The organism is Sphingomonas sp. Leaf67 (assembly GCF_001421965.1).
GTDB lineage: Bacteria > Pseudomonadota > Alphaproteobacteria > Sphingomonadales > Sphingomonadaceae > Sphingomonas.
Window position 1 is genome coordinate 80,009 of record NZ_LMLP01000003.1, and the last position, 18,322, is coordinate 98,330.

Annotated in this window: 13 protein-coding genes; 8 read left to right on the plus strand and 5 right to left on the minus strand. The window is 64.8% G+C overall.

Annotated elements, in window-relative coordinates; translation table 11 throughout:
* The first annotated feature begins 113 nt into the window (after positions 1 to 113).
* On the plus strand, positions 114 to 716 hold the full coding sequence (locus ASE90_RS06405) for a hypothetical protein (protein WP_055997917.1): 603 nt from the start codon (positions 114 to 116) through the stop codon (positions 714 to 716).
* 15 nt (positions 717 to 731) lie between these two features.
* On the opposite strand, the gene ASE90_RS06410 is transcribed toward ASE90_RS06405, so the two are convergent.
* On the minus strand, positions 732 to 1,547 hold the full coding sequence (locus ASE90_RS06410) for a DUF2306 domain-containing protein (RefSeq protein WP_055997920.1): 816 nt from the start codon (positions 1,545 to 1,547) through the stop codon (positions 732 to 734).
* Positions 1,548 to 1,593: 46 nt separating this feature from the next.
* Here ASE90_RS06410 and ASE90_RS06415 point away from each other — a divergent pair, with 46 nt between their 5' ends.
* From ASE90_RS06415 to katG, 3 genes are all read left to right on the plus strand, one after another.
* Positions 1,594 to 2,442, plus strand: coding sequence for an exonuclease domain-containing protein (locus tag ASE90_RS06415; protein ID WP_055997923.1), 849 nt, complete (start codon positions 1,594 to 1,596; stop codon positions 2,440 to 2,442).
* A gap of 228 nt (positions 2,443 to 2,670) precedes the next feature.
* Complete coding sequence (locus ASE90_RS06420) at positions 2,671 to 4,545, plus strand: glycoside hydrolase family 2 protein (RefSeq protein ID WP_082449618.1); 1,875 nt, start codon at positions 2,671 to 2,673, stop codon at positions 4,543 to 4,545.
* 107 nt (positions 4,546 to 4,652) lie between these two features.
* The gene (katG, locus tag ASE90_RS06425) at positions 4,653 to 6,872 is read left to right on the plus strand and encodes a catalase/peroxidase HPI (RefSeq protein ID WP_055997926.1); all 2,220 of its coding nucleotides are present in this window, start codon (positions 4,653 to 4,655) and stop codon (positions 6,870 to 6,872) included.
* A 69-nt stretch (positions 6,873 to 6,941) separates the two neighbouring features.
* Here katG and ASE90_RS06430 read toward each other — a convergent pair whose 3' ends face one another.
* Complete coding sequence (locus tag ASE90_RS06430) at positions 6,942 to 7,280, minus strand: hypothetical protein (RefSeq protein WP_055997929.1); 339 nt, start codon at positions 7,278 to 7,280, stop codon at positions 6,942 to 6,944.
* Positions 7,281 to 7,468: 188 nt separating this feature from the next.
* On the opposite strand from ASE90_RS06430, the gene ASE90_RS06435 reads away from it, so the two are divergent.
* The 3 genes from ASE90_RS06435 (at position 7,469) to ASE90_RS06445 (ending at position 11,131) form a co-directional block, all read left to right on the plus strand.
* Entirely contained in the window at positions 7,469 to 8,665 is a 1,197-nt protein-coding gene (locus tag ASE90_RS06435; protein ID WP_055997932.1) for an AAA family ATPase, read from the plus strand.
* Positions 8,666 to 8,808: 143 nt separating this feature from the next.
* Complete coding sequence (locus tag ASE90_RS06440; RefSeq protein ID WP_055997935.1) at positions 8,809 to 9,852, plus strand: ParB/RepB/Spo0J family partition protein; 1,044 nt, start codon at positions 8,809 to 8,811, stop codon at positions 9,850 to 9,852.
* 100 nt (positions 9,853 to 9,952) lie between these two features.
* Entirely contained in the window at positions 9,953 to 11,131 is a 1,179-nt protein-coding gene (locus ASE90_RS06445; protein ID WP_055997938.1) for a replication initiator protein A, read from the plus strand.
* Positions 11,132 to 11,631: 500 nt separating this feature from the next.
* On the opposite strand, the gene ASE90_RS19015 is transcribed toward ASE90_RS06445, so the two are convergent.
* The 3 genes from ASE90_RS19015 to ASE90_RS06455 all read right to left on the minus strand — a co-directional run bounded on the left by ASE90_RS19015 (position 11,632) and on the right by ASE90_RS06455 (position 13,828).
* Complete coding sequence (locus ASE90_RS19015; protein ID WP_082449619.1) at positions 11,632 to 12,096, minus strand: hypothetical protein; 465 nt, start codon at positions 12,094 to 12,096, stop codon at positions 11,632 to 11,634.
* 7 nt (positions 12,097 to 12,103) lie between these two features.
* Positions 12,104 to 12,535, minus strand: coding sequence for a hypothetical protein (locus tag ASE90_RS06450; RefSeq protein WP_156361476.1), 432 nt, complete (start codon positions 12,533 to 12,535; stop codon positions 12,104 to 12,106).
* A 69-nt stretch (positions 12,536 to 12,604) separates the two neighbouring features.
* Complete coding sequence (locus ASE90_RS06455; protein ID WP_055997944.1) at positions 12,605 to 13,828, minus strand: threonine synthase; 1,224 nt, start codon at positions 13,826 to 13,828, stop codon at positions 12,605 to 12,607.
* 394 nt (positions 13,829 to 14,222) lie between these two features.
* Here ASE90_RS06455 and ASE90_RS06460 point away from each other — a divergent pair, with 394 nt between their 5' ends.
* Positions 14,223 to 18,317: a cadherin domain-containing protein gene (locus tag ASE90_RS06460; protein WP_082449630.1), complete on the plus strand. Its 4,095-nt coding sequence runs from the start codon at positions 14,223 to 14,225 to the stop codon at positions 18,315 to 18,317.
* The last annotated feature ends 5 nt before the right edge of the window (positions 18,318 to 18,322 follow it).

Sequence of the window (18,322 nt, forward strand, 5' to 3'; positions counted from 1 at the left end):
CGCTACCCGATATGGCGTATTCCCGGTATGGCGCTTCCCCGGCATCCTGCGCGCGGTCCGATCCAGGCTGGCCGAGGCCACCGCCCCGCACCACCAACCAGAGGAAAGCCGCCATGCCGGATGCCAGGCTGTTGCGTACCTTCACCCGCAAACGCTTCGATCCTTCGCGGATGCGGATCGATCCCGCCCGCCTCGCGGTGCTGCGCGATACGCGGGCCGCGCGGATCGCCGCGCTGCTGGGATCGCGCGAACCCTATAAGCTCGACGCTCCATGGCTGACGCTGCGTCCCGACCAACCGATCGTGCCGGGCAAGGGCTGGGTCGAATATGTCAGCCCCAGTTCGGTCGGCATGGGGCAGTTCGCCGATGGCAGCTATATGTATGCCGCATTCGACCTGATCTTTCGCAAGGATATGCCGTCCTCCTATTCGGTCGAACGGCCGCAGGTGCTGATCCGGCTGGTCGACCCGCCGACGGCGACGATGCTGATCGAGGTCGACATTCACTGCTACGACTTTCCTCCCGGCGATCCGGAATTCGAGATTCAGGCGGCGAACAACCAGATCATGACTATTTCCGAAGGGCATCGCGAGACGATCATGTTCGTGATGCGCGATTTCGCATCGATCCAGTCTGCATGGGCCGATGGCGAGAAATTCTGGGATCGCGACGGCAACTGGGCCTTTTTCGAAGCGCGGATCAGCGCGATCGACTGACGACGGGCGGGCGCGTCACAGCGGCGCGCCGGTCACCCCGCTGACGAAACCCGGTCCCCAGAAGCGCGTCACGAATACCCATGTCGCCAGCACGATGAACAGGCTGGCGGCGACCAGCCCCGCGACCGCAACGACCATCGCGGCGCTATTGGCCGGGCGACGCCGCGCCCGGAGGAACAGTTCGGCGACCAGCAGATTGGGCAGGTAGAAGGCGAACGCCATCACCGCGTCGAACGGACCGTGGAAATCGCTGGCATGCCCCGCCTTCCCCATGGTCAGGAACCACAGGCCATATTCCATCCGGTACAGCCAGGATCCGATCACCAGCGCGAACAGGCGGATCGCCCATGCCCGGTGCGCCTCGATCCGTCCGGTCCACGCCCGCTGCCACGCCAGCACCGCCGCGCCGAAGACCAGCAGGCCGTACAGGCCGAAGCCGACATCCATCACGATCCCGCCGATCGTGCCGCGCGTGGCGATGAAGCCCAGCCCCCCTGCCCCGGCCACCGCCGCCGCGACGACATAGACGCGGCCCAGCCACCGATGCAGCGCCGGCCACGCGGCCCGCAGGCGTCCGATCAACTGGATCGGGCCGAACAGCAGCAACACGCCGCCCGCGACGAAATGCGCGCCGATCGCCACCGTGCCGACCGGTCCCGCACGGTCGAAGAGCGCGGGCAGCGACGCGTTCCATTGCTCCGGATTGCCGCGCAGCGCCGCGCCGCCGAAGAACGCGACGATATACGCGCCGAACAGCGCCGCGCTGATCCATGTCACCACGACCAGCAGCGTCGCCGCCCATCGTACCGCGTATTGCCCCGTCGTCCCCATCGCGGCACCCTTACGCTGGCCCGGATGGTCATGCTATGGCGACGCGGTGTCCGTGCCTTCCGTTCCGCCCGTCGATTTCGTCGTCATCGATGTCGAAACCGCCTGTTCGCGCGTCAGCAGCATCTGCCAGATCGGCATCGTCGGCTTTCGGGACGGCATCGAAGTCTTCGCCTATGAAACGCTGCTCGATCCTTGCGACGAATTCTTCCCGTCGAACGTCCGCATCCACGGCATCACCAGCGACCATGTCCATGGCAAACCCAATTTCGCCGACATTCATGTGACGGTCGGCAGCTATCTAACGGGGCAGGTGACGGTCGCCCATTCGTCGTTCGACAAGAGCGCGCTGGCCGCCGCCTGTGCGCAGCACGGCCTGCCCCCGATCGAGACGCGCTGGCTCGACAGCGTCGGCGTCGCCCGCCGCGCGTGGCCCGAATTGCCCAGCCACCGCCTGAACATCCTGACCAAATTCCTGAAACTGCGCCACAAGCACCACGACGCGCTCAGCGACGCACGGGCGGCGGGCATGGTCGTCGTCCGTGCCATGGCGCATACCGGCCACGACCTTGCCACCCTGTTCGCGCCCGCGCCCAAACGGGGTTCCGCGCCCAGGGCGGCCGGCGATGGCCCGCTGAAGGGGCAGCGCATCGCCCTGATCGGTGCGACCCGCGACGGTCCGCTTGCCCATCGGCTTGCGGGCCTCGGCGCGCGGATCGTGGCCGGCGTCGGTACGACCACGACGCTGCTGGTGATCGGCAATGCCCAGACCTTTGGCCGGTTCGTCCACGCCCATGCCGATTATCGCCGCGCGGAAGAACTCAACCGCGCCGGTGCCGCGATCGAGATCGTCGAGGAAGATGTGCTGCTGGCGCGATTGGAAGCGGTGGCCGCCTAACCCTTCCGTGCCACGGACCCCGCGGGAGGTCGGGTTCCAGCCCACCACCTCCGTCATTCCCGCGCAGGCGGGAATCCATCTGCGCCGACGTTCGCGATGGAGACGCAGCCAGAGCGTCTATGGGTCCCCGCCTGCGCGGGGATGACGATTGAGGCGATCAACCGAGCAGCCGGCCGGCTTCCCAGCTAACCCCTTGTCCCCCTTCCCCCCAACGGCAATGATGCCGCGATGATCGCCCGCCTTCCGCTCGCACTGCTCGGCGCGTTCGCGCTCCTGCTTCCCGCCCGCCCGGCCCTTGCCCAGACGCCGCCGGTACCGGTCGCGATGGTCGCGGGCGATCTGCGCCCCGGCACCGACCTGACCGGACAATGGCATTATTCGATCGATCCCTATCGCGCCGGGATGCGCGGCTTTCACGGCGAGGACGCGAACGTCACCGAACGCCGTTGGGCCGAGGTCGACGTCCCCGCCGAACTGCGCCGCAACCAGCAGTCGCTGTTCGAATATGACATGGCCGCCGCGCCGATCGCGACGCTGCCCGGCGGGTGGATGACGCATGCGGCGGAGATGCGCCATTATCAGGGGCTGGTCTGGTACCAACGCCATTTCAGCGCGCAGCCGATGGCCGGCAAGCGCCGCTTCCTCCGGTTCGGCGCGGTCAATTACCGCGCACGCGTGTTTCTGAACGGCCAGTTCGTCGGCGAACATGAGGGCGGCTTCACCCCCTTTGCGATCGAGGTCACCGATCGCATCCGGGCCGGCGACAACCAGATCACCGTCGCGGTCGATTCCGCGGTCGACGCCAGCAGCGTACCGCCGCCGGTCACCGACTGGGAGAATTACGGCGGCATCACCCGCGACATCCGCCTGATCGAAACGCCCGCGACCTTTGTCGACGATGCGTGGGTCCGGCTGACCCGCAGCGGACGGATCGCGATCGATGCGAAGCTGAACGGCACCACCGCCGCCAATGCCCTGTTGCGGCTGACGATCCCGGCGCTGGGGGTCACGGTCTCGGGCCGTACCGATGGCGAGGGCCGCTGGCACGGCGAGACCGCCGCCCCCCGACGCCTGCGCCGTTGGTCCCCCGAAATGCCAAGCCTTTACGACGTGACGATCGAGGCGGGCGAGGATCGCTGGCACGACCGCATCGGCTTTCGCACGATCGAACGGCGCGGGGCGCAGATTTTGCTCAACGGCCGTCCGGTCTTCCTGCGCGGCATCAGCGTGCATGAGGAAGAGTTCGGCAACAATCCGGCGCGGGCCATTACCCCGGCCGCGGCGCGCGCGCTGCTGGCCGAGGCGAAGGACGGCCTCCACGCCAATTTCGTCCGCCTTGCCCATTATCCGCATGGCGAGGTGACGACGCGCCTCGCCGACGAACTGGGTCTGCTCGTATGGAGCGAGGTGCCGGTCTATTGGTTGATCGCGTGGGACAATCCGGCGACGCTGCGTACCGCCCGCGCGATGCTCGCCGACAATATCGTGCGCGACCGCAACCGCGCATCGATCGCGATCTGGAGCATCGCCAACGAAACCCCTAATTCGCCAGCGCGCAACGCCTTTCTGGGCGCGCTGGCCGACGACGTCCGGCGGCTTGACGATACGCGGTTGCTGGGGGCGGCGCTGCTGACCGATCGGTCGACCAGCGACGGCCATCCGCTGATGACGATCAACGACCCGCTCGCCGACCGGCTCGATGTGATGGGCGTCAACACTTATAATGGATGGTATTCGCCCGACCGTCTGGCCGATCTGCCCGCCATTCGGTGGCGGGTGCCGACCGACAAGCCGCTGATCCTGTCCGAATTCGGTGCGGGTGCCAAGGCGGGGTTCCACGACGATCGCGCCGCCCCGCAGAAATTCTCTGAGGAATATCAGCGCGACTATTACCGCGCGACGCTGGCGATGGCGGAGCGTATCCCGACGCTTACCGGCCTGTCGCCATGGTTGCTCAAGGATTTCCGCTCGCCGCGCCGCCAGAATGGCTGGCAACAGGGCTATAATCGCAAGGGGCTGGTGTCGGAAACCGGACAGCGCAAGCTGGCGTTCGATGTGCTGGCGGACTTCTACGCCGGGCGTGCCCGACACGACGCGCAATAGCCGCGGTAGATCGAAAAAACCGATCGTTGGCATCGTTTCAAGTCATTAGCATATCATATCCCGCTGGTTCATGTTGCCGACACGACACGGTTGAGAGGAGTTTCACCATGGATGCCATTACCGAAGGCAGCCCGATCAACGATCCCAAGAAGCAGCCCGCGGCGATGCGCCGCCTGCTGGGACACACCGCGCGCGATTGGTGGCCAGAGGCGCTGTCGATCGACATCCTGCATCAAAAGGGTGTCAGCGGTAACCCGATGGGCAACGACTTCGATTACCGCAAGCAATTCGAAGCGATCGATTATACCGCGCTGAAGGCCGACCTGACCGCGCTGATGACCGACAGCCAGCCATGGTGGCCGGCCGATTATGGGCATTACGGCCCGTTCTTCATCCGCATGGCGTGGCACTCGGCCGGCACCTATCGAACCGGCGACGGCCGCGGCGGTTCGTCGGCGGGCCAGCAGCGGTTCGCGCCGCTCAATTCATGGCCGGACAACGGCAATCTCGACAAGGCGCGTCGCCTCCTTTGGCCGATCAAGCAGAAATACGGCCGGCAGCTCAGCTGGGCCGACCTGTTCATCCTCGCCGGCAATGTCGCGATCGAATCGATGGGCGGCCCGACCTTCGGCTTCGGCGGCGGACGCGAGGACGTGTTCGAGCCGGAAAAGGACGTCTATTGGGGCACCGAAGAGGAATGGCTCGGCCAGACCCGCATCGATGAGGAAGCCGGCCTCGCGCTCGAAAGCCCGCTCGCCGCGATCCAGCACGGCCTGATCTACGTCAATCCGGAGGGTCCGGGCGGCTGCCCGATGCCCAAGGGTTCGGCACGCGACATGCGCGAGACCTTTGCCCGCATGGGTATGAACGACGAGGAGACCGTCGCGCTGACCGCCGGCGGCCATACCTTCGGCAAGGCGCATGGCGCGGGCGATCCGAGCCATGTCGGCCGCGAGCCGGAAGGCGCCGATATCGCCGCACAGGGCCTCGGATGGACCTCGACACATGAGAGCGGCATGGGCGATCACACGATCACCTCGGGCCTCGAAGGGGCATGGACGCCGACGCCCACGAAATGGGACATGACCTATTTCGACATGCTGTTCGACCATGAATATGAACTGGTGAAGAGCCCGGCGGGCGCACACCAGTGGCAGCCGGTCGGCAACCCCGAGGATACGCTGGCCCCGGCCGCGCATACCCCGGAAAAGAAGGTGCCGACGATGATGTCGACCGCCGACATGGCGCTGAAGGTCGATCCGGCGTACAACGCGATCTGTCAGAAATTCCGTGCCGATCCCGATTATTTCGCCGATGTCTGGGCGCGGGCATGGTTCAAGCTGACGCACCGCGACATGGGGCCCAACGTCCGCCTGATCGGTCCGGAAGTGCCCAAGGAAGACCTGATATGGCAGGACCCGGTCCCGAAGCTGGCCGGCGAACCGTTGGGCGAGGGCGATGTCGCGACGCTCAAGCAAGCGATCGCCGCATCGGGTCTGTCGCTCGCCGAACTGGTGACGACGGCATGGGCCTCGGCCTCGACCTATCGCGGGTCGGACAAGCGCGGCGGTGCCAACGGCGCGCGTATCCGTCTGGCCCCGCAAAAGGACTGGGACGTCAACGAGCCGGAACAGCTGGCGAAGGTGCTGGGTGTCTATGAAGGCATCAAGGCCGATTTCGACGGCAAGGGCGGCAAGACCGTCTCGATCGCCGACCTGATCGTGCTGGGCGGTGTCGTCGGTGTCGAACAGGCGATCGCACCGACCGGCCACCATGTTGCCGTTCCTTTCACCCCGGGCCGAACCGACGCGACGCAGGACTGGACCGATGTCGAGAGCTTCGACGTGCTCGAACCGAAGGCCGATGCGTTCCGCAACTATCTGCAGGTGCAGTTCAACGTTCCGACCGAGGAACTGATGGTCGACCGGGCGCAGCTTCTGGGGCTCTCGGCACCCGAAATGGCGGTGCTGGTCGCGGGCCTGCGCGTGCTGGGTGCGAACCACAGCAAGGCGAAGGAACACGGCGTGTTCACGACCCGGCCAGGCCAGCTGACCAACGACTTCTTCGTGCACCTGCTCGATATGGGCACGGCGTGGAAGCAGGTCAGCGACGACAGCGATCAGGAGTTTGTCGGTACCGATCGCCATACCAAGGAGCAGAAGTGGACCGCATCGCGGACCGATCTGGTCTATGGGTCGAACTCGCAGCTGCGGGCGATCGCGGAAGTCTATGCCTGTAGCGATGCCGGCGAGAAGTTCGTGCAGGACTTCGTGGCGGCATGGACCAAGGTGATGATGGCCGATCGGTTCGATCTCGGTCGCGCATAATCGTCGGGATCGGCGGGGAGCAGACAACGGCTCCCCGCCATTTTTTTGGGGGCGGTTGCTACGTAACCGCTATCGGGCAACCGGGTACCGCGAAGTGCGCCGGCCACGCTTGATCTGGCGCACCGCAGCGAGCTGCCCGGTCAGGATCGCGATCGCATCCGCCTCCTGCACGCTCAACGTCTCCATCGGCACATGCTTCAATAGAACTTCCAGCACGTCGCCGATCCGGCCGATCTGTCGGCCATAGCTTCCGACATCGTCCAATATCTGCTGTTCGACTTCGGGCGCGGGTGTACTGCCCAGCTGAATGTTCACGAACCCGATCTGGGCACCTTGCTGATAGAAGCGCCACGGATTGATCGCCTGGATCAACTGCTCCGGTGCTATCGCATAGGTCAGGGTTTTCATCGTGCATCTCCGCTTCCGGGGGGTCGGTACAGATACGCGCGCCCTGTTGTTCATTACCGGCCTGATCCGGTCAAGGTTGCGCTGAGCGAAACCAGCCACTGAACTTTCCGCTGATTACGCTTGCTCGATTGAAGCACGTGATGGCATATACCTGCCGACAAGCTTCAAACTGCGGATCGGACCCAAACATGAATGCAATCGTCGCCCAGATCGGCGATCTTGCCGATGCCGGCGAGCGGATGATCGAACGGCTGCGGCGCAAGGCATTCCTGCCCGAAAGCCGCAAGGCACTCACCGTCCGCTTCGGCATTGCTGAAGCCGCGCAATTGCTCGGCTGTTCGACCAACCGCATCCGCATGGCCGAAGACGATGGCCGCCTGCCCCCCGCCCCCGCCGCCGAAAACGGCCGTCGCCTCGGCTATAATGTCGAGGAATTGCTGCACATGCGGCAGGTGCTCGGCGCCTCCCCCGCCCGCGCACCGCTCGACGTGCCGGCGATCATCGCCGTGCAGAACTTCAAGGGCGGCGTCGGGAAATCGACGGTAACCACGCATCTTGCCCATTATTTCGCCGTGCAGGGGTATCGCGTGCTGGTCGTCGATTGCGACAGCCAGGCGACGACGACGACGCTGTTCGGCTTCAACCCGCATTTCAACATCACGCGTGAAGAGACGCTCTACCCCTATCTCTCGATCGATCCGACGCAGAACGACCTGTCCTATGCGGTCAAATCGACGTCGTGGCCGAATGTCGACCTGATCCCGTCGAACCTCGAACTGTTCGACGTCGAATATGAACTGGCGGCGTCGGGATCGGACGGGCAATCGGTGCTTGCCGCGCGGTTTCGTAAGCTAAAACAAGGGCTTATCGACCTTTCCCGACACTATGACATCGTCCTACTCGATCCGCCGCCCGCGCTCGGTACGATCAGTCTGGCGGTGATGCAGGCCGCGAACGCGCTGCTGGTGCCGCTCGCGGCGACCACGCCCGATTTCTGTTCGACGGTACAATTCCTGTCGATGATGGATCAGGTGTTGCAACAACTGGGCGGCGCCGGAATCGAGGTCGATTACAGCTTCGTCCGGCTGATCTGTTCGAAGTTCGACGGCAATGATCCCAGCCACGCGATGGTCCGCGCGATCATGGAACAGAGCTTCGGCCCGGCGCTCCTGCCCGTTCCGATCCTCGAATCGGCGGAGATCAGTCACGCGGCGATGCGGATGATGACCGTCTACGAACTTGAAAAGCCGATCGGCACGCCCAAGACGCACAAACGCTGTCGCGCCAATCTGGACGAGGCGTTGGGACAGATCGAGCAACTGGTCCGGCAGGGGTGGGGACGTGTCGCACCGGCGGGGGAAGAGGTGCTGTATGCGGCGGTTTGACAGCGCGCAGCGCGGGGCGGAGGCGCTGAAAGCGCCAACCGCTCTCAAACCGCCCGGCCGGCGGGCACCAGGCTCGACCGACGCGTTGGCGAAGGCCAATGCGGCGCGCGTAACAAACTACCCCATCCACAAGGCCCATCCCCATGGCGCGTAAGCAATCCGATTACCTCGCCGCGCTGCTGTCCGACGAAGCCCCGCAGCCTGCCGACGCCCCCCCTGCCCCGGCCGAGCGCGGCTCCGATCGCCTGCGCGGTACGACCCTGCTCGGCCGGGAATCCGCGCTCGCCCGCGTCGCATCGGGTGAGGTTCGTCAGGTCACGCAGCTGCTGCTCGACCCGGCCCGCATCCGCATCTGGCCGGGCAATGCCCGCTCCTACGCGCATCTGACCGAGGCGAGCTGCCGCGAACTGATCGATTCGATCATTGCGGAGGGTGGGCAGAAGGTCCCCGCCGTCGTGCGCCGTGTCGAGGGGGACGCCGCGCACGACTATGAGGTCATCGCCGGCACCCGCCGTCACTGGTCCATTTCGTGGCTGCGCGCGCACAGCTATCCCGACATGATGTTCGTGGCGCAGGTCGCGACGCTCGACGACGAAGCCGCCTTTCGCCTTGCCGATCTCGAAAACCGGGCGCGGGCCGATGTTTCGGACCTCGAACGGGCGCGCAACTATGCCGCCGCGCTCAAGACCCATTATGGCAACCACGCCTCGCGCATGGCGGATCGACTAAAGCTGTCGAAAGGCTGGCTGTCGAAGATGCTGCGCGTCGCGGCGCTGCCCGACCCGATCGTTGCCGCCTTCGCCTCGCCCGGCGATGTGCAGTTGAAGGGCGGCTACGCGCTGGCGCAGGCGCTCGACGATCGCGCCGATGCGGCGGTCATCGGCGGCGAGGCGAAGGTCCTCGCGCGCGAACAGCAGCACCGGCGCGACAAGGGCCTGCCGCCGATCGCGACAGCCGACGTCCTGCGACGGCTGATCGACGCACCCAAGCGCGGCAAGGAGACCAAGGACCGGTTCGTGTGGACGACGCCGCACGGCCGCGTCGCGGTGACGGCGCAGACGATCAATCGACAGGGGGTGACGATGCGGCTTCATGCCGGATCGGGTCTCGGCAACGACGAAATGGCCGAAATGGTGCGTCAGGCGCTGCGCGAACTGGAAGCCGACGGTCGCGGACTGCAACGGTGAGCGGCGGGGCGGTGCCGGTTTCCCCGGGGAAACATCGCCCGTCCCTGCCCTGCCCGCTTCCCAAGTTTCCCCGGGGAAACCCGCCATCGGACCCGATCGAATGACCCGCGCCACGCCCGAAAAGATCCCCGAACAGTTCGACCTGTTCCTCCCCTATCTCGCCGACATGCCGCTGCGCGATCAGCGCGAGATGATGGAGCGGCCGTTCTTCAGCCTTGCGAAGACCAAGCGGCTCAAGCCGATCGACTATCGCAGTCCCGACGGGAAGCTGTGGGTCCATGTCTCCGCCAATGCCGATTACGGCATGGCAACGATCTGGGACGCCGACATCCTGATCTATTGCGCCAGCGTGCTGGCCGATATGGCGCGGCGCGGCGTCAACGACGTGCCGCGCAAGCTGCACCTGATGCCCTATGACCTGTTGCGCGCGATCGGACGGCCGACGACCGGCCGCGCCTATGAGTTGCTCGGGCAGGCGCTCGATCGATTGGTGGCGACGACGATCAAGACCAATATCCGTGCCGAGAACCGGCGCGAGGCGACGTTCAGCTGGCTCGATGGCTGGACCCAGTTGGTCGATGAAAAAACCGAACGCTCGCGGGGCATGACGATCGAACTGTCGAACTGGTTTTGGGAAGGCGTGATGATGACCGGCGGCGTGCTGTCGATCGACCGCGCCTATTTCGATCTGACCGGCGGGCGCGAACGCTGGCTGTACCGCGTCGCGCGCAAACATGCCGGCGGGGCCGGCGAGGCCGGTTTCGCGATCTCGATGCCTACCCTGTTCGAAAAATCGGGTGCCGAGGGCCAGTATCGCCGCTTCAAATTCGAAATCGCGAAGATCGCGGAACGCAACGAGCTGCCGGGCTATTCGTTAACGCTCGAACAACCCGTCGACAAGCGCGAGCCACTGCTGCGGATGCGCCGCCGAGCCGGGGGGGCCGCGCGCACCACCGTCGTCGGCGCGCCCCCTGCCCCCGCCCCGGTCGCCACGCCCGCGCCGTCCCCCGAACGGACCGAGGAACTGGTCGATGCTGCCGCCCTGATCCGGGCCTCGATCAGGGGACTGGCGAACCGGGCGACCCAAGGCGAAATCACGCCGCAGACGCTGTCGCTGCTCCGCAATGAATGTCCGGGCTGGGATTATCAGACGCTGCACGCCGAATTCCGCGCTTGGATCGAAGCCGACAGCACCCGGACCCCGGTCAGCTATCAGGCGGCGTTTATCGGCTATGTCCGGCGTTGGGATGCACAACACCGACATGAACTCGGCCGGTAACGGCGGGGCAACGTAGCGGCGAGGCCCCGCCCCCCGTTCTTTATACGGCCCTTTTAACGCATACCGCCTTCGCAATGCCGGGATCGGCAAACCCGTAGAACCCCTCAAACGGTCCCCGAAAGATCGACCACCCCCCGCACCCGCGTTCCCGAAGTGTCGTGCGGCCCAAGCCCCCAACAGCCAGTTGCGCATGAAATTGAATATCCCCACCCCAATTGAACGTCCCTCACCCCCACCACTGAAGAATTGATTCAATCGGGGCGGTCGATCGGGCGGTATCGGGGAGCCGTCGACACTCCGGGAACGCCGTTCGACCCTTTGGGAACGATGGACCGACACTTCGGGAACGTGACGGCCGATCTATCGGGAACGAAGCGTCGAACTTTCAGGAACGCGAACACGCACGCGACTCGTGGTTGTGAGCCGGTTGGGAAGCTTATTCCGCGCCCTTAACCTGCTAACCTTTCAATAAACCGTCTAACCATTTCGATGGCTTGATTTCAGGTTTTGAAAGGAGCAGCTCGACCAGCAGCAAGGCGTTTGCGGGTAAGGGGAGGGTGTTCGTACAGATCGTGCAACGCCCTGTACCGAAAGCGATTCCACCAGCGCTGCCAGCGATGTTCGGCCGCATCGTGCAGGATATGGCATCGCTGGCACAATGCAGCGAGGTTGGCGGCAGCGTTGTTTCCGGGATCATGGTCGAGATGCGCACACGCAAGCACAACACGGGTCATGCGCACGCGGGCAAGAGGCACACGAACGGTCACGATCCGTCGTCCGCGTGGCGACCGCCAGCAACGCTCGTCGGCATCCCACCAGCGACCATCGCCCAGATGCGGCACCCGCGCCAGATGGGGCCGGCCACATCGCTCGCAGCGGCCCCCGGCACGATCGAACCGGATCGTCGCAGACAGCTGTGTCCAGTCGATCGGGTAGAGCCAGCGATTTTCGGCACGGATCGGCATGTCGATTCTATGAGTCGGTCGCCCGCGAAAGGGAAGCGAAATGTTCCCGTCCTGTCCCGCACGCCCGGGCCTGCCAGACGATATCGACAGCCTCGACAGGCTTTGGTTCCGGCGCGGGCAGGGCAGTGGGGCCTTTGCCCGCCGCATACCGCCGGTCGTGCGCCGGGACGACGATCACCGGCGCATCGCCGAACTGGTCGGCGGTGATATCGATGATAAAGCCGCACGCCTCGACCCAGGTATGGCTTTCCCATCCACCGACTGCACGAAATCCGAACGACGCGGACGCGGGTTCCCGTTCGTCGGCAGGCGGGATGCCCGACCGCAGGACGCCGACGATGCCCTGTTCGGCGAGCAGGCGGACAACGAACAGGCTGCTACGGACACAGGTGTAGCGTGACGGCGGCGATGGTAACGGACCACCCAGTCCACATGCCATGCCGGCCATACCGGCTCGACGAACCGCCGCGCGGCGGTCGCCAGTCTGAATAGCCGGCGTAGCATTACCTCATAACCGGTCGAAATCGATCTCCCCATGCCGGTCGAGCGTCGCGTCGGCGGGGGGCAGGGGGTATTTCAGCCCGGTCGCGCAGTTGAACAGCACGACGTCCTCTTCGGCATCGACCTCGCCATCGCGCAGCGCCTGCCGATACGCCGCCAGCGTCGCGCCGCCCTCGGGACACAGCAGCAGGCCATCGCGCCGTGCGCAATCGTCCACGGCCTTCAGGATCGCCGGGTCCCCCACCGCCAGCGCCTTGCCCCCCGACTCTCGCACCGCGCGCAGGATCAAAAAGTCGCCGACCGCGCGCGGAACGCGGATGCCGGCGGCGACGGTGTGTGCGTCTTCCCAGCGATAGGCATGGTCCTGTCCCGCCTCGAACGCACGGACGATCGGTGCGCAGCCAGCGGCCTGCACCGCATACATGCGCGGCCGCTCCGACCCGATCCAGCCCAGCGCCTCCAGCTCGTCAAAGGCTTTCCACATACCGATCAGGCCGGTACCGCCGCCGGTCGGGTAGAAGATCGCATCGGGCAACCGCCAGCCAAGCTGCGCGGCGAGTTCGAGGCCCATCGTCTTCTTGCCCTCGATCCGGTACGGTTCCTTCAGCGTCGAAAAGTCGAACCAGCGGCCCTCGGCAGCACCTCTCGCGACGATTGCCCCGCAATCGTCGATCAGGCCGTTGACCCGCCAGACCCGGCTGCCCTGCGCCGCGATCTCACGGACGTTCACTTCGGGCGTATCTTCGGGGCAGAAGATGATCGTCTCGATCCCGCAGCGCGCGGCATAGGCGGCCAGCGCCGCGCCGGCATTGCCGTTGGTCGGCATGGCGATGCGGCGTACGCCCAGCTCTTTGGCCATCGCCACCGCCATCACCAGCCCGCGCGCCTTGAAACTGCCGGTCGGCAGGCGGCCCTCGTCCTTGACCAACACCCGCTCGCCCCCGGCGCAGGGGATGGGGATCAGCGGCGTCTCGATCTCGCCCAGGCTGACGATGTTCGCGGCATGGCGGACCGGCAGCAACTCGCGCCATCGCCACAGATCGGTATCGCGCGCCGCCAGCGTATCGCGCGACAGCGCCGCACCGACCGCTGCAAGATCGTAACGGACCAGTAACGGTTTGCCGACCCGCGATAGATTGTGGAGCGTATCGGCGTCATACCGCTCCCCGGTCATCGAGCATTCGAGATGGGTGACGAAGGTCGGGCGATCGGCGGTGAGATTATCGTGCATGGTCAGTATAGTAGCGACCGATCCGTCCGGGTCCATGCGTTCGGGCATTAACCTTTTGCGGCAAGCATATCCTCGACCGACATCCAGTGCTGCGGCCGGTTCGTCAATCGAGGTCAGTATCGGCGTACATGTCGTCGATTTCGTACGATTTAGTCCGTGGCGAACTCAACCTGATTGAGTATTGACATAGTTAATACCACAGGATTGTTGGTAAATTATCCGATCCTGTCCCGGTTCCGGACAATCCGTATCGACCTGATACGAATGACTGAACGATGAAGTGCCCTCCCGTTCAGGAAGTACTTGCGACGATCGCAACCAGATGCGAAGCGCGGCCAACCGAACCGCCGGGGGACCATGGCGAAGGATCGGTGGCGACACAGGGATGGACAAGATGGCAAGCGTGAACCCGATCATGTTGGACGGCAATCTGGGCGATTGGAGCGCACAGGACCGTATCGATCGCGGGCTCGAGGACGGCTATGCCATCTATGCCAGGAGCGATGGCGACGCGTTCGCCTTCGCGCTGAAGGTGCCGGGCACCGTCGGGATCAACACGACGGTCTGGCTGAATACCGATCGCAACGCGCAGACCGGCTACCAGATTTTCGGCTTTGCCGGCGGGGCCGAATATAGCGTCAATTTCGATGCCGACGGATCGGTCGCGCTGTACAAGGGCGCACCGGGTGCCGCCGCCGCGATCGCCAACCTGCAGGCGGTGTGGTCGGACGATCGCTCGACCGTCGAATTCCGCGTCGACAAGGCCGCGATCGGCAACCCGCAAGCGATCGATACGCTCTACGACGTCAATGATTCGGTGTTCCTGCCCGGCAGCTATTCCGCACCGCCGTTCACGGTCTTCAACGATGCGGGCTTCGCCGTCGACCCGGCGCAGCGCGTCGCGATCGTATGGTCGGAAAGCACCGCCAACGCCTATTTCAGCAAGACCGCCTATTCGCAGTTGTTCATGTCGGTGCAGGCGCAGGCGATGCAGGCGGGCGTTCCGTTCGACATCCTGACCGAAGACGATCTGACCAGCCTCGCGACCGTCGCCAAATATGACTCGATCATCTTCCCGTCGTTCCGCAACGTCGACGCGACCAAGGTCGACGCCATCGCGCAGACGCTGGAACAGGCGACCAAGCAGTACGGCATCGGCCTGATCGCGGCGGGCGAGTTCATGACCAACGACGCGGCGGGCAATGCGCTGGCCGGCGACAGCTATGCGCGCATGAAGCTGTTGTTCGACGCGACGCGCGTGACCGGCGGTTTCCCCGCCGACGTGACGATCAAGGCGACCGACGCGAGCGGCCTCGTGCTCGACGGCTATGCCGACGGGCAGGTCGTCCATGATTACAAGCAGGTTGGCTGGAACGCGTTCAAGAGCGAGAGCGGCACCGGGCAGACGATCGCGACCGCGACCGTGAACGGCGAGACCTATTCGGCGGCGATCGCGACCCAGACCGGCGGTCGCAACGTGATCTTTTCGTCCGAAGCGGTGATGGCCGACGAGAACCTGCTGCAAAAGGCGATCGATTATTCGGTGCATGGCGGCGGGCTGTCGGTCGGGTTGCAGATGACCCGCGGTGCCGGCCTGTTCGCGTCGCGCACCGACATGGACCAGAGCCAGGAACGCGACGAAGTGAAGCCCGAAGAGGGCGCGCCGGGCATCTATGACAAGATGATCCCGATCCTTGCCGAGTGGAAGGCGAAGTATAATTTCGTCGGCAGCTATTACGTCAATATCGGCAACGATCCGGCCAATGGCCAGGCGACCGACTGGGCAGTGTCGCTGCCCTATTACAAGCAGCTGATCGACATGGGGAACGAGATCGGCACCCACAGCTATACCCACCCGCACGACACCAACCTGCTGACCGACGAACAGATCAGGTTCGAATTCGGCCAGAGCCGTGCAGAGCTGGAAGCCAAGCTGAGCGACTATCTCGGCCGGACCGTGTCGGTCGGCGGCGCAGCGGTTCCGGGCGCGCCCGAACAGATCGCGACGTCGCAGGAAATCCTGAAGTACGTGCAATATCTGTCGGGCGGCTATTCGGGCGTCGGTGCCGGCTATCCCAACGCCATCGGCTATATGAACCCGGCCAATGCCGCATCGAACCAGGTCTATATCGCGCCGAACACCTCGTTCGATTTCTCGCTGATGGAATTCCAGAAGAAGACCGTCGCCGAAGCCGAAGCGGTGTGGGCCAAGGAACTGGCCAATCTGACCGGCAATGCCGATGCGCCGATCATCGTGTGGCCGTGGCATGATTACGGCCCCACCACCTGGGCGATCGACAACGACGGCAACCCCACCAACGCCGGCAGCCCCTATGTCCGGTCGATGTTCGACAATTTCGTCGCGGCGGCAGCGGCCAAGGGCGTCGAGTTCGTAACGCTCGCCGATCTCGCCAACCGCGTGAACGCGTTCGACAAGGCGCAGGTCGTCAGCAGCGTCGTCGGCAACACCATCACCGCGTCGGTCTCGTCGTCGATGGGCAGCGGCCTGTTCGCGCTCGATGTCGACGGGCAAAAGGCGGGGCAGGTGATCCAGAGCGTCAAGGGCTGGTACGCCTATAATGACGACAAGCTATTCCTACCGGCCAAGGGCGGCAGCTTCGACATCACCATGGGCGCGAAGGCCGACGACGTCACCCACATCACCCAGCTGCCGATGCGCGCATCGCTCGAAACGCTGTCGGGCGACGGCAGCGACCTGTCGTTCACCGTGGCGGGCGAGGGCAAGGTCGTGATCGACCTGAAGGCGCCGGGCACCAACTGGATCACCGTCGAGGGCGGCACGCTGGACTCGCTGGTGGGTGAGATCGCGACGATCGACATCGGTACGATCGGCACCCACGCCGTCAAGGTGACGCAGGTCGTCAATGTCGGTCCGACGATCACCTCGTTCGGCGGCGGCGATGCGGTGTGGCTGCCGGCATTGGCCGAAAACAGCATGGCGGTCGCCACGATCACCGCCACCGACGCCAATGTCGCGCAAGGCGACCGAGTCCGCTATTCGATCGAAGCGGGTCGCGAAGGGGCGCTGTTCACGATCGACGCGACGACCGGCGTGCTCAGCTTCATCAAGGCACCCGATTTCGAAAACCCGCAGGATTCGGATCGCAACAATATCTATGACGTGAATGTCGTCGCCACCGACGCCCGCGGCATGGTCGACAAGCAGATGGTCTATGTCACGGTCAAGAACATGACCGAACAGACCGGCGGTCCCGTCATCACCTCGTCCGGCGGCGGCAGCTGGGGCAGCATGGCGCTGAACGAGAATATGACGCTGGTCGGCACGGTCACCGCGACCGATCCCGACCTGCGCGACGGCGATGTCATTCGCTATTCGATCGCGCCGGGCGGCGAGGGATCGCTGTTCACGATCGACGCCGATACCGGCGTGCTGAAGTTCGTGGCGGCACCCGATTTCGAAACCGCCCGCGATTCGAACCGCGACAACATCTACGACGTGAACGTCGTCGCCACCGACTCGTTCGGCGCGACGTCGCGGCAGTTGCTGTGGGTCTATGTGAACAATGTGAAGGAGCAGACCGGCGGTCCGACCATCACGTCGGCGGGCGGCGGTGATCGCGGTTCGATCACGGTCCTCGAAAACGGCGCGACCGTCGGCACGGTCACCGCGACCGATCCCGACGTCCGCGACGGCGATGTCGTCCGCTATTCGATCGCGCCGGGTGGCGAGGGGGCGTTGTTCAGCATCGACGCGACGACCGGTGTCCTGAAGTTCAACACCGCGCCCGATTACGAAAACGCGCAGGATGCCAACCGCGACAATATCTACGACGTCACCGTCGTCGCCACCGACGCCAATGGCGTGACCGACCGGCAGCTGCTGTCGGTGACGGTGAAGGACGTCGCCGGACTGAACCAGATCGGCACGCTGCGCGACGACGTGATGAACGGCACCGGCGAGGGCGATACGCTCGACGGCAGCTGGGGGCATGACGTCCTGAACGGTTTCGGCGGGAACGACCAGCTGACCGGCGGCTATGGCAACGACATGTTGAACGGCGGCGACGGCAACGACACGCTGATCGGCAATGATGGCAAGGACATTCTCGACGGCGGCAATGGCAACGACCTGCTGATCGGCGGCGACGATCGCGATGTGATGACCGGCGGGGCGGGGCGCGATGTGTTCCGTTTCGAACGGGAGGGCGATACCCTCACCTCGTCCGGCCTGCGCGACGTCATCACCGATTTCCGCGCCGGCGAGGACAAGATCGACCTGTCGGCGATCGACGCCAACATCTCGATATTCGCCCGGGGCGATCAGGCATTTGCCTTCATCGGCGAAAATGGCCGTTTCTCGGGCGGAGGACAGCTTCGCTATCGCTACGAAATGTCGGGCGGCAACGAATACACCGTCGTCGAGGGCACGACCTTCGGCAAGTCGGCCGATTTCTCGATCGCGTTGTTCGGGCATCACGTTCTGACGTCGGGTGATTTCTTTCTGTAAGGGAT

What these genes read in the sequence shown, in the direction of transcription:
- ASE90_RS06405 (WP_055997917.1), top strand. Translation starts at nt 114, where the DNA reads ATGCCGGATGCCAGGCTGTTGCGTACCTTCACCCGCAAACGCTTCGAT.
- ASE90_RS06410 (WP_055997920.1), bottom strand. Translation starts at nt 1,547, where the DNA reads ATGGGGACGACGGGGCAATACGCGGTACGATGGGCGGCGACGCTGCTG.
- ASE90_RS06420 (WP_082449618.1), top strand. Translation starts at nt 2,671, where the DNA reads ATGATCGCCCGCCTTCCGCTCGCACTGCTCGGCGCGTTCGCGCTCCTG.
- katG (WP_055997926.1), top strand. Translation starts at nt 4,653, where the DNA reads ATGGATGCCATTACCGAAGGCAGCCCGATCAACGATCCCAAGAAGCAG.
- ASE90_RS06430 (WP_055997929.1), bottom strand. Translation starts at nt 7,280, where the DNA reads ATGAAAACCCTGACCTATGCGATAGCACCGGAGCAGTTGATCCAGGCG.
- ASE90_RS06435 (WP_055997932.1), top strand. Translation starts at nt 7,469, where the DNA reads ATGAATGCAATCGTCGCCCAGATCGGCGATCTTGCCGATGCCGGCGAG.
- ASE90_RS06440 (WP_055997935.1), top strand. Translation starts at nt 8,809, where the DNA reads ATGGCGCGTAAGCAATCCGATTACCTCGCCGCGCTGCTGTCCGACGAA.
- ASE90_RS06445 (WP_055997938.1), top strand. Translation starts at nt 9,953, where the DNA reads ATGACCCGCGCCACGCCCGAAAAGATCCCCGAACAGTTCGACCTGTTC.
- ASE90_RS19015 (WP_082449619.1), bottom strand. Translation starts at nt 12,096, where the DNA reads ATGCCGATCCGTGCCGAAAATCGCTGGCTCTACCCGATCGACTGGACA.
- ASE90_RS06450 (WP_156361476.1), bottom strand. Translation starts at nt 12,535, where the DNA reads ATGGCATGTGGACTGGGTGGTCCGTTACCATCGCCGCCGTCACGCTAC.
- ASE90_RS06455 (WP_055997944.1), bottom strand. Translation starts at nt 13,828, where the DNA reads ATGCACGATAATCTCACCGCCGATCGCCCGACCTTCGTCACCCATCTC.
- ASE90_RS06460 (WP_082449630.1), top strand. Translation starts at nt 14,223, where the DNA reads ATGGCAAGCGTGAACCCGATCATGTTGGACGGCAATCTGGGCGATTGG.